Raw genomic sequence first — 10,840 nt, 5'->3', positions numbered from 1 at the left:
CAAGTCAATCCCCACCCGGCTTCGCCGGGAGCCCCTTTTCAAAGGGGCCAGGCCGCCTGCGGGCGGGACGAGGGATGGGTCCGGCGGAGCAGGGGCGCACATCACAGAACCGACTCCAATCCCACGGGGTCCACAATGGTGAGGGTCTTCCCCTGGCGCAGGATGAAGCCGCTGTCCTCCAGCCGGGAGAAGGCCCGGTAGAGGGAGGCCCGGCTCAGCCCCAGCCGCTGGCACAGTTGGGTTGCGGGACAGGTGAGGGTTTCCGTCCCCGCCGCCAGCAGATAACGGGCCAGTTTCCCCTCCGCCCCGGGCTGGGCCAGGGTCTGGAGGCGGCCCGAGAGGAAGCGGATCCGCCCGGTGAGGTACCGCAGATAGTTTTCCCGAATTTTCCCCTGTTCAGCCAGCAGACGGTCCACCAGGGCCTGTTCCAGCATGAGGCACTGGCTGGCGCGGCAGGTGGTGATGGTGGCGGCGAATTCCGCCGTATCGCTGTACAGGGCGGCGGCCCCGAACAGGTCGCCGGGCTCCAGCAGACTGACCGCCAGAGCCCCCTTGGTCACCTGGAGCTGGCCGGACAGCACGATCCCCAGGCACCGGCGGAAGCGGACGGGGTCATACACCACCTGACCTGGGGCAAACGCGGCCCGTCCGGCCCCCTCGGTCTGGTCCAGAGCCCCCAGCCAGGCCGCCTCAATCCCCCGAAACAGGGGGCCGCCGGCAAGCAGGGCGATTTCCTCCTGAGAGAGCAAGGTCACCAGCTCCAAACTGTCTTATTTGAGACAGTTCGCATTATACCGGACCAGGAAGAAAAAGTCAACCCCGGCGATGAAAAAACCGTCGGGGCTGACTGTGTTGAAGTCATCTCTGTTTACTCGTAGTACTCCACCAGCTCGAAGGCGCCGATGGCCTGGCAGGTGTCGCAGATATCGGGCCGCTCCTCGAACACTGCGCCGCAGAACTGGCAGCGGTAGCCCATCTTTTTCTGCCGGGGAGCGGAGGTCTCCCGGACATCCTCCCGGACGGGGGCCTGTTCCGGGGCGGTCTGGGTCAGCTTGGCCAGCAGGGTCATAAACCGCCCCTCGTGGCTGCGCTCAATGGCGGCCACCTTCTCAAACATCACCGCGATCTCCTCCAGCCCCTCCTCCCGGGCCTGGGCGGCAAAATCGGGGTACATATCGTGCCACTCGCTGTACTCCCCCATGGCGGCCTGGGTCAGGCACTCCCGGGTATCGCCGGGCTTGCCGTAGAGCAGTTCAAACCAGAACTTGGCGTGCATCATCTCGTTTTTTGCCATCTGCTCAAAGGCGGCGGCGGCCTCCTCGTCCCCGCTGGCCCGGGCAGCCTGGGCGAAATAGGTGTACTTGTTGCGGGCAATAGACTCCCCTGCCAGCGCTTTGCGGAGATTTTCCGCCGTCTTGGTGTCCTTGATATCCATGTCAATCTCCTCCTGTTCAGTTTAAAAATAGATGAAATAAACAAGGTATGAGACAAATCGCAGCAGCGCCTGCAATGCAGACTGTATAAACATAGATGACCTTCTCACGTTCATCTTTTTTCATTGCGTTTCTCCTTTGCTTCAATATGTCAGGCCGGGTCAATCCTCCTCATACAGCTCCGGGCGGAACACCCCGTCCTCCCCCCGGCTCCAGGCGGTGCCCGGCTCGGAGTCCAGCAGAGGGATGATCTCCGGGTCGTAGTTGCAGATGGTATTCAGGGCATAGACGCCGGAGCGGTCCGGGTCGTCCATGTAGCCCTCGCTCTCGTCCCCGGCGGTGAAGCGCCAGCCGCTGTCCCAGGCCTCGTCCCCGGAGTCGGGTTCCACCCGCCAGCAGTAGCCCACCGGGGCCCCGTCCACCACAATGCGGTCGGTGGCGATACAGCCCTGGGGGCCCTCCCCCTGGTAGAGCTCCTTCAGCTCCTCCCGGGGGATGGCGAACCGCTTTTCGGGCAGGCCGCTGCACACGCTCTCCCGCCGGATATCCACCACCGCCAGCTGTTCCGGGCGAAACTGCTCCAGCAGGGTCTGGGCGTCGTGGCGGAGCTTGAACTGCATCTCCTCAAAGGTGAGAGGGATCATCTGGTAGAAATTCACCTCGTCCCCGCCGGGGAGCTCACAGCACACCGCCTCCTGGTCAAAGCCCTGTGGGCCGGTGAGGATCAGGCCGCATAATTTGGTGTTTTCCGCGAAGGGAGCGTCGTCCGGGTTGGCGATGGTGTGGCCCCAGCCCAGCCAGCCGTCCTCGTTGATGGGCAGACGGGCCAGAATTTTCAGCCAGCGGATGGGCCAGTACCACTCCTCTCCCCCTTCGCCCACCTTCCAGTCCGGGGGCAGGGTCACAATAATCTCCGCCCGCTCCAGCTTCTTCTCCGCCAGCTCGGCGGGGACGTTCATCCGGTGGGCCCCCATGCCGAAGGTGGACAGGACGTAGTAATTCCGCTCTGGGGTGGGTTTCATAATGTAGATATCCACATGGATGTCGGGGGACATGATTTCGTGAAACACGTTGTCGCAGGGGCCGAAGTAACGCTCCAGGTGGGCCTCCACCGCGTTCCAGTCCTCCTGCTCATACATCTCCGGGCTGCACCCCTTGGCGGCGATGTACTTCTCACACTCCCGGACGAAGTTCCTGGCGTCCTCGTCGGCGGGGTCCAGCTCCAGCGTTTTCTGGAAGCACTCCAGCGCCTCCTCCTCCCGGTCCAGGTAGAACAGGGCGTAGCCCAGCCGGTAGTGCCACAGGGGGTCCTCCGCCCCCTCCTCCGCCACAGAGCGCAGCAGCCCCTCCGCCCGCTCCAGCTGTCCCTTGGCCTCCGGCTTGTCCAGGTCTGCGATGTTGTTGTAGGCCCGGGCCAGCTGGCAGGTGAGGGTATAGTCCAGTGTCTGGGTGTTGGAAAGCGTCTCCAGGCAGTCGATGATCTTCTGGTATTCGTCCTCCTGGTTCCATTTGTTCAGGAGAGCTAAAAAGTCGTTCATCTCCAGGCTCCTTTCCTTTGTATTGTCCTCGCCGGACGGGCCTTCTTTTTCTTGTAAGAAAAAGAAGCAAAAAGAACTTTTTCCTCGCTCTGACAAACATTCCAACTCTGTCAGCCATCCGCCCGGTCACGATACCGAATTCTAATTGATATTGTTATGATAACTGTCTATGAAGATAGCATCAGAACTCGATTTTTAGGGACATGCCCTCCACGTTGACCCCCTCGGAACGGGTTATGCGCAGCTTCTGGTCGGCGGTATAGCCCAGGGTCTCCCCATCTCGGAGGGTCACGTTCTCCTGGATGATATACCCGGCGGTATTCAGAAGCATCATGTGGACGTCCTGGGGGGACTGCTGGCTGTCCCGGATCTCCAGCTCGTCCCTGCCGAAGGAGCGCAGGCCGTTGGTCCAGCCGCAGACCCCCTTCTCATACCGCACCAGCCCCACAAAGACCAGGTCCATCAGGGGCAGGTGGCCCTCCTTCAAATCCTGGGAGACCTTGACAAAGTAGTCGGGCAGCCAGACGGTGCCGTTGGTGTACACCCCCAGGGCATTGGGGGCCCGGAGCAGGGTGGAGACGATTTTGACATACAGCTCCCCCCGCCGGCGGGGCGGGTGTTCCTTGTCCACCACCGCCACCATCACATGGGCCGTGTGGTCCCTGGCGGCGGCCAGAGCGGCGTCCCGCTCCATAAAGTTGCTGTTGGCCCAGTACTCCGCCTCCCCCTCGGGGACGGGGAACTCCATCAGAGAGGCGGCCACCGTCATGCCCTCCACATCGAAGACCGCCGTGCTCCCCTCGTCGTCGGAGGCGGCCTCCTGGCTGTCCTCGGGCGGGTAGTCGATACCCCAGTCCCTGTTCAGCGCCGCCTTGAAGGTCTCCAGGTCCCACTCCGGGGTGGACAGCAGCACAAAGCCGGAGAATGGCCCCGCGTTGCTCTGGCGCTCCGCCTCCTCCTCGGCCAGGTCCTGTTGGCACTGGCGGATGACCTCCACCATAAGCCGGCACCGCTCCTGGGCATCGGCGGGGTTGTAGGGCTCCCTGACGCTGAAGGTGTGGCCGCAGGGCTCCAGGGTCTCGGTGTCCTCAAAGCCGCACACCCCCACCAGCCACTTGCCCAGCAGAGATTTCTTGTACTTGATGATGTAGTAGTGGCAGTCGTGGAGGTCAAACTCCCCCGCAATCTCAATTTTGGCCGGGGCCTTGCCCAGCTCCTGGGGGTGGGCAAGCCATGCGCTCATGGCCTCCCGTGCCGCCTGCTGCTGCTTGGTCATGGTTTCTCCTTCTTTCTTGTTTGGAAATGTTGTTGAACAAAACGGGACCAGCCGCCCAGCTCCCTTAGCAATGAGAGTCCTCCAGTGCGCACACTGGGACGGGGAATAGGCCCTGCGCAGCAGGGTCCCACAAGCGGCGAAGCCGCTTGCCCCCTTTTGAAAGGGGGTGCCCGAGCGAAGCGAGGGCGGGGGATTGTTTTTTGGCAGACTATCTTCTACCTCAGATTTCAAGTAGAAGCAGTGCCAGCAAGTCAATCCCCACCGCACCGCTCTGCCCCTTTTCAAAGGGGGCCCCTGAGCGAAACGAGGGCGGGGGATTGTCATAGGAAAGCTACTTTTATTTGAGCTTTCAAGCAGAAGAAATATTCTAGGGCTGGGCCTGGACGGTGTGCTTTTCCACGTCCTGGGTATTGGCGGTAATTTTCCCCAGCAGCTCCACAATACCGGGGCGGTCCTCCTCCCGCAGGTGGGTGACTGTGATGACGAAGAGGGACGGCCCGGTGATGACCTCCGCCCGCACCTGAAAATAGGGCTGCTCTTTGTCGTCCATCTCCCGCCAGGCGTGGCGCACCGCACCGCCCTGAACGGAGAACTCCGTCAAGTCGTTGTCGTCCTTGAGCACCGGAGTAAAGCTGGCGTCGCCGTTTTTCATCCGGTAGCCGTTGACCCGCCAGATGGGGCTGTGGCTGGAGGTGTCGGCCCACTTGTGACAGCCGCTGTTCTCGTCCCACTCCTCCCACTCAAACCGATACCGTCCGGGCAGGGTCAGCCGCAGGGGGCCGATGGAGTAGGTGACCAGCCCCTTCCGGTAGCCGGGGGCAAACTCCTCCTCCAGCTCGGGGCCGTCGGGGAGGGCGGGGGCCCGGTCTGCCAGGGCGCACACCTCCTCATAGGCTTTCCGGGGCAGGGGCAGAGCTGGGTCCAGCTTTGCGGCCATCTCCAGATGATCACAAATGGCGTTGTTGATGTGTTCCTCTTCCTCATCCCGGGCCGCGGAGGCGTACCAGCACCGCTCCCACAGCAGGTTCAGCGCAGCCTGCCGGTCATAGAGGGCGTCCCGTCTGCCGGGATGGTACCACAGGAAAAACCGCCGGGCCAGGGCCTCGATGCCCTGCTGCTCCACCGTATCCCGCATCCACTTGGCAGAGAACCGCCCCACCGGGGTGATCACCGTGCCGGGCACGTTCTCGGGCATATAGGAGTCCAGGTCCCAGCACATACACACGCTGGAGTGCTCCTCCCCAAACTGCCCGGTCAGCACCTCCACCATGGTCTTCAGCCAGGGATGGAAGTGCTCCCGGAGCATTTTGTCAAAGTCCCGGTGCCGGTAGTAATCCGTCTCGTCGGCCACCTCCAGCTTCTGGAGCCCCAGCGCGTCCAGGGCCTCCACCGCCGCCTGGTGCAGCCCCGGCCCGGCGGGGGTTGAGACGCACTCCCCCTCAACCCTCCACTGGGCGAACAGGCCGCTCTCCTTCTTCCAGCTCAGACGCACCGCGCCATCCAGCGGACACAGGTTCAGCGTCAGTCCCGCCTCCCCCTTTTCCGGGGCCTCCCAGGCATAGACGCCGTAATTGCGCTCCTGCGCCAGCCTCCGGACGGTTTCCAGCAAAATCTCCGGCTTTTTGACCTTTCCGGAAAAGGAAAAACCGATGCTCATATCAAACACTCCTAATCTTATTTCTGCGGCCTGGAGCCGGGCCTGCCCTCCTGCCGCTGGGCCTGAACGATCTCCCGCCGGGCGGCGGAATTGACCACCTGAATGCGGCCAATCAGGTCCGCCACCTGGCCCAGCTGCTCCGGAGCGGCGCAGGTGGCGGTGACGAGATAGAGAGAGGGGCCGGTGATGACCTCACACTGGGCCTGATAGAGGGTCTGTCCCTCCTCCCGGACGTCCCGCCAGCCCCAGCGCAGGGCCCCGCCCTTGAGCTTCCGCCCCTCCACGCCGTGAAGGGTGTCCAGATTGCTGGTAAAGCGGGCCTCCCCCTCCCGGGTCTGGTAGGCGCTCACCCGCCACACGGGACCGCCGCCGCTCCACAGGTGGGCTCCGCCGCCCCTCTCCCAGCGCTCCCAGCCCCTGCGGCAGACGCCGGGCAGCGTAAGGCGCAGCTGGCCTGCGGCGTGGGTCACCAGCCCCCTTCGATAGCCGGGCTGGAACTGGCCGGACAGCTCCGGACCCTCGGGCAGGGCGGGGGTCCGGCCCTCCAGGGCGCACACCTCCCGATAGGCCCGCCGGGGCAGGGGCAGCGCGGGGTCCATTTTCGCCGCCCGCTCCAGGTCGTTGAGGATGGAGGCATTCACCTCAGCCTCCTCCCGGCTCACGGCGGAGGGGAGGAAACAGCACTGCTCCCACAGCGTATTCACCGCCCGGTTGCGGTAGAAGCGGGCGTCCCGGGTCCGGCCGTCCCAGAGGAAAAAGCGGTCGGCCAGCACCTGAATCCCCTCCTCCTCCAGCTCCACCAGCTCCCCCAGCCGGAAGCGGCCCATGGGGGTCACCGCCGTGCCGGGGATGCTCTCGGGGGCGTACTGCTCCAGAGCCCAGCACAGCTGAATGCCGGAGACGGCGGCGGCGTCCTCCTGGCGGCACACCTCCACCAGCGTCCTCAGCCAGGGGTTGAAGTGCTCCTCTTTCATGCGCCCAAAGTCCCGCTGGCGGTAGAAGCCGGTCTCGTCCTCCACCGTCAGCCCGCGGATGGGCAGGGCGTCCACCAGCTCCACCGCCGCCCGGTGGAAGCCCGCTCCGGCGGGGGTCGAGATACAGCCGCCCCACACCAGCCAGCCTTCCTTCCCCCGCTTCCAGTACAGGTTGACCACGCCCCCCAGAGGGCACACCGCCAACTTCATCCGGTTCTCTCCGGCGGCCAGACCGTAGCCCTCCTTGGCCGCCAGCTCCCTGGCCGCCTCCAGCAGCCCCTCCGGGCCGTCAATTTGGCCGGTAAATTGTAATCCTATGCTCATTCATATCCCGCTCCTCTCCCTCCCCTCTGCGGTGCAGGGGGAGGTAAATCCCCTCTGGGGGCCCGCCGTCAGCTCTGTTCCTCCTCCGCCTTCAGGCCGATGCCACCGGCCCCCTGGCGGAAGGTGTGGAAGGCGGCCCAGGCCACGGGGGCCTCCCGGAAGACCTCCACGGCGGTGTCCAGCAGGGTCTTCAGGTCCCAGGCGATAAAGTCCAGATAGCCCAGGGTCGTCCCGGTAGCCCCGCCGGTGAATGTGACGATCCCCTCGCCGCACCGGCCCAGGATGGTCTGCTCCAGCTTGTCCCGCAGGTCCAGGATCTCTTCGATTCCCTCCAGGGGGTAGTAGAAGAAGCCGGGGACCGCGCCGTCCTGGTGGAGGCAGTCCATATAGTAGTCATCCCCCTGGAAGTAGCCCTTGAGCAGGGGTACACAGCAGGTCACACCGGCGTACACGTCCCGCCGCAGCTCCCAGTCCTCCTCCTGGCAGGGCTCCCCCCGATAGGCGGTGTACCGCGCCCCGGCCATTTCCGGGTCATTGGCCTGGGGCCAGCCCTCCGGGTCCACCTCACGGGCCACAAAATCCGCCAGGGCGCTCAGCGGGATGCTCTCCCCCTCCGCTGGGGCCTCCAGCACGTCCAGATAGTCCACATACCGCATGGCGGCCAGCTCCCCCAGGGCCTGGTCCAGCAGGTTGTAGAGAATATAGTGCCGCTCCCCCTCGGGCTGCTTCCCCAGCTTTTCGCAGTACATCCTCAGGCCCAGGCCGCAGTCCTCCGTCTTCTCCGCCCAGACCTGCACGTCCTCCAGGGTCACCTCCTGGCCGAACATCCGCAGGGCAAACTTCCCGCTCCGGGCCCGGCCCACAATAATATTCCACTTGTCCAGCAGCTGCTTGGGGGCCAGCCGCTGAAAATAGACCAGCTGGAACATCCGGCACCGGTCCCCCTGGGGGGACAAAATCAGCTCATGCTTTTCCCCGTTATAGCCCAGCTCAAAGGCGGGGGCGGAAAAGGCGGGGGCGAGCAGCTCAGAGCACCGCTCCACCAGCTCCTCGCTTATGTCCCCCCGGTCCTTCTGGTCCATCAGGGCCCGCAGCGCCCCCTCCCCCTCCAAAAAGGCGGCCCAGCCCTCCTGGGCCCGGACCCGGAAGGGCTTCACCCCCAGGGGCAGCTCCAGGCTCTGCCGGCAGCGGGCGATGAACTCCAAGGTGTCCCCGTCCCCGGGGCGGGCCTCCAGGGCCTTTTCAAAGCGGGGCAGAGCCAGACTCTCCTGGTCCAGATAGAAGTAGGCGTAGGCCAGCCGGAAGTTCCAGGTGTGGACCGCGTCCGGGTCCTCTGCATCCTCCAGCCGGTCCTCCAGGGAGAGCAGTAGATCCACCGCCCGTTGGTACAGGGGCCGGTCCTTCGGCGGCAGCACGTTGATGGCCAGATTGTTGTAGGCCCGGGCCAGGGTGCTGATAAGGTTGAAGTCCAGCTCCCCCTCCGGCAGGGCCTCCACCGCGTCAATGATCTTCTGGTACTGCTCCTCCTGGTTCCACTGCTCCAGCTGGTTTAAAAATTCCTGATTCATGGCGTTCTCCTTCCCGATCGCATACCTTGACTCTATCACAGGCCCTGTCCCATAAACCGGACCCTCAATTGTGCTCCAGACTGCTCAAATAGGCCGCCGGGCCCCGCTGGTACAGGTCGCCGCCATGGGCGTCCAGGATGACAGTGAGGGGCATATCCGTAACCTCCAGCCGGCGCACCGCCTCACAGCCCAGGTCCTCCCAGCAGATGACCTCCAGCTCCCTCACGCTGGCGGCCATCAGCGCCCCCGCGCCCCCCAGGGCCGCCAGATAGACCGCCCCATTGCGCACCACCGCCTCCTTCACCGCCTGGCTCCTGGCCCCCTTGCCGATCATAACGGCCTGGCCCAGGTCCAGCAGCCGGGGGGAGTAGGCATCCATCCGCCCGCTGGTGGTGGGTCCGGCGGAGCCAATCACTTGGCCGGGGCGCTCCGGGGTGGGGCCCACGTAGTACAGCGCGGAGCCCTCCACCGGAAAGGGCAGTCCCTCCCCGGCGTCCAGCAGCTCCATCATCCGCTTGTGGGCGGCGTCCCGGGCGGTGTACACCGTCCCCGACAGTAGCACCGTGTCCCCCGCCTCCAGGGGAGCCAAATCCTCCCGGGTGACGGGAGTGGTCAGCTTGTATTGCATCAAAATCCCTCCTATTTTTCCACAGACTGTCCCTTCCACGCAAACCGCCGGAACCGGGTCCCCTGGTGGGTGAGCTGGCCCAGGGTCTCCTCCTCCAGCGCCTTCCATACCCGCCGGGGAACGTGACAGCGAATGCGCTCCCCCGTCTCCTTGAGCTCGAACTCGGCGGTGTAGGTGGTGGACACCGTCCCGCCGGTGTTGGTGGTGTGCCGCCGCTTCCGAATCAGAAGGGCGGTCTGGGTCAGCTCCGGGGAGTTTTCGTTGCTGATAAACTCCCTGATGTTCTGGACCAGGATGATAATAAAGGCGCCAACGACGATCAGGGCCAGCAGTTCCATCCCTCAATCTCCTCTCCCCCAAGAGCTTCCCCCGCTTTGGTGTACGCCTCCGTACAACTGGGATTCCCTATGGTAATGGTCATAGTTATGTAATGGTTATGGTTATTGTCATGGTTATGGCGCCCGGGGCGGGCTGGCAGAGAGAGCGGGGGAGAAAAATCTTTTTTTCAGCGCGGAGGCCCACCCTCAGAACAGCCCCTCAAACACAGCCAGGGTCTCCTCACTCATTCTCCGGGTCGCCGTGAGACTGCTGGAGAGCACACTGCCGTTGGGGCTAAATTTCAGCGGCTTCTCCTTGCTCTTGGGGTAGCCGAAGCGCAGTTCGGGCAAAATCTCGTCGGGCAGCTGCCGGGGCTCGATGGAGGACCCCTCCTCCCCCCACACCGCCCACTGGGAACAGCAGTTGAAGGGGTTCTGGTGCTCCAGATGGGGTTTCTCCACCAGCTCAGACTTGGGAATGACCTGGATTCCCTCCGGCACGGCCTCAAGGCAGTTAAACCTTCTGCAATCCCAGGTCCAGATGAAATCCTCTCGCTGTTCCAGCGCGATCCCCTCCGGGATCAGAGCGCCGTGCTGGGTCCCCAGCTCCCGCATGATGTAGTCAAAGGCCCGCTCCCTGTGGGTCACCGGCAGGCGGGCCAGAACGTACAGGCGCTTGTTCATCTGGGTCACCGGAAATACCACGTCCCCCACCTTGATGGAGGCGATTGTCGGCATACGGGCGTGAATGCTCCCGTAGACCACCTTGATGGGGCCGGTGTCCCCCGCCTTTTTGATCTCATCCCATCGGTCCTGAGGCCAATAGACCATATATCCAGCCATAGAAGTTCCTCCTTGTTGATTGCTTTCCTCATTCAGAGCCCCGCCCTGCCGTTCCCTCACCCTTGCACCAGCAGGGCCGGGATTGATTTGCTGGCATTACTTCTACTTGGAATCTAAAATAGAAGCAGTTGTCCTAAGACAATCCCCCGCCCTCGCTTCGCTCAGGGGCCCCCTTTGCCAAAGGGGGCAAGTGGCTTCGCCGCTTGGGGGCCCTGCTTCGCAGGGCTCATCCCTCGTCCCGCCCGCAGGCGGCCTGGCCCCTTTAAAAAGGGGCTCCGCGAA

Annotated in this window: 10 protein-coding genes; all 10 read right to left on the bottom strand. The window is 63.9% G+C overall.

Annotated features, from left to right (window positions below; translation table 11 throughout):
* Positions 1-101: 101 nt before the first annotated feature.
* The 10 genes from D1646_RS20385 to D1646_RS20340 all read right to left on the bottom strand — a co-directional run bounded on the left by D1646_RS20385 (position 102) and on the right by D1646_RS20340 (position 10,558).
* Entirely contained in the window at positions 102-749 is a 648-nt protein-coding gene (locus D1646_RS20385) for a Crp/Fnr family transcriptional regulator (protein WP_160638217.1), read from the bottom strand.
* Positions 750-868: 119 nt separating this feature from the next.
* Positions 869-1,435 (bottom strand): rubrerythrin family protein, encoded by a 567-nt coding sequence (locus D1646_RS20380; RefSeq protein WP_160638216.1) that lies wholly within the window; start codon positions 1,433-1,435, stop codon positions 869-871.
* Between the two features lie 159 nt (positions 1,436-1,594).
* Positions 1,595-2,971: a DUF2185 domain-containing protein gene (locus tag D1646_RS20375; RefSeq protein ID WP_160638215.1), complete on the bottom strand. Its 1,377-nt coding sequence runs from the start codon at positions 2,969-2,971 to the stop codon at positions 1,595-1,597.
* 181 nt (positions 2,972-3,152) lie between these two features.
* Complete coding sequence (locus D1646_RS20370) at positions 3,153-4,247, bottom strand: DUF4261 domain-containing protein (RefSeq protein ID WP_160638214.1); 1,095 nt, start codon at positions 4,245-4,247, stop codon at positions 3,153-3,155.
* A 367-nt stretch (positions 4,248-4,614) separates the two neighbouring features.
* Entirely contained in the window at positions 4,615-5,904 is a 1,290-nt protein-coding gene (locus D1646_RS20365) for a hypothetical protein (protein WP_160638213.1), read from the bottom strand.
* A gap of 17 nt (positions 5,905-5,921) precedes the next feature.
* Positions 5,922-7,202 carry a hypothetical protein gene (locus tag D1646_RS20360; protein ID WP_160638212.1) on the bottom strand — a complete coding sequence of 427 codons (1,281 nt, stop codon included), beginning with the start codon at positions 7,200-7,202 and terminating at the stop codon, positions 5,922-5,924.
* Positions 7,203-7,270: 68 nt separating this feature from the next.
* On the bottom strand, positions 7,271-8,770 hold the full coding sequence (locus tag D1646_RS20355) for a hypothetical protein (RefSeq protein ID WP_160638211.1): 1,500 nt from the start codon (positions 8,768-8,770) through the stop codon (positions 7,271-7,273).
* 64 nt (positions 8,771-8,834) lie between these two features.
* Positions 8,835-9,398 (bottom strand): Fe-S-containing hydro-lyase, encoded by a 564-nt coding sequence (locus D1646_RS20350; RefSeq protein ID WP_160638210.1) that lies wholly within the window; start codon positions 9,396-9,398, stop codon positions 8,835-8,837.
* 11 nt (positions 9,399-9,409) lie between these two features.
* Complete coding sequence (locus D1646_RS20345) at positions 9,410-9,736, bottom strand: DUF2500 domain-containing protein (RefSeq protein ID WP_160638209.1); 327 nt, start codon at positions 9,734-9,736, stop codon at positions 9,410-9,412.
* A gap of 186 nt (positions 9,737-9,922) precedes the next feature.
* On the bottom strand, positions 9,923-10,558 hold the full coding sequence (locus D1646_RS20340; RefSeq protein WP_160638208.1) for a hypothetical protein: 636 nt from the start codon (positions 10,556-10,558) through the stop codon (positions 9,923-9,925).
* Between the last annotated feature and the right edge of the window lie 282 nt (positions 10,559-10,840).

It is taken from the genome of Pseudoflavonifractor sp. 60 (assembly GCF_009911645.1).
Classification (GTDB): domain Bacteria; phylum Bacillota; class Clostridia; order Oscillospirales; family Oscillospiraceae; genus Lawsonibacter.
The sequence above is the reverse complement of the archived record's forward strand: the minus strand, read 5'-3'. Positions and strand labels throughout refer to the sequence as shown.